The organism is Chryseobacterium sp. SIMBA_028, assembly GCF_046535285.1.
Taxonomy (GTDB): domain Bacteria; phylum Bacteroidota; class Bacteroidia; order Flavobacteriales; family Weeksellaceae; genus Chryseobacterium.
On the sequence record NZ_JAWRWZ010000603.1, the window covers coordinates 1 to 251 of the forward strand.

Below are 251 nucleotides of genomic sequence, written 5' to 3' on the forward strand. Positions count from 1 at the left end.
GTTTTGTCATCTGAAGCTCCGGTCCATGAAAAATTAAATCTGTTTCCGTTTTTTATAAGGCTAAGGTTTGCAGGAGGCACGGGCTTCAAATTGGCTTCGGCAGAAGCATTTTTGAAGATTTTAGTAAGTGAAGGCATATCCGGATCTGCCCAATCAAATCCGGACAGCAGAACATCAAGATGATGATCATTGTCAGAGTCAAGTAAATGTACAAAACCCGGACCTCCTAAAGTATACAAACCTGTAGGTAT

1 pseudogene is annotated in these 251 nt (G+C 41.0%); it reads right to left on the minus strand.

Annotated features, from left to right (window positions below):
- A pseudogene (locus SCA31_RS24645) lies at positions 1-251 on the minus strand (hypothetical protein); the annotation flags it as partial.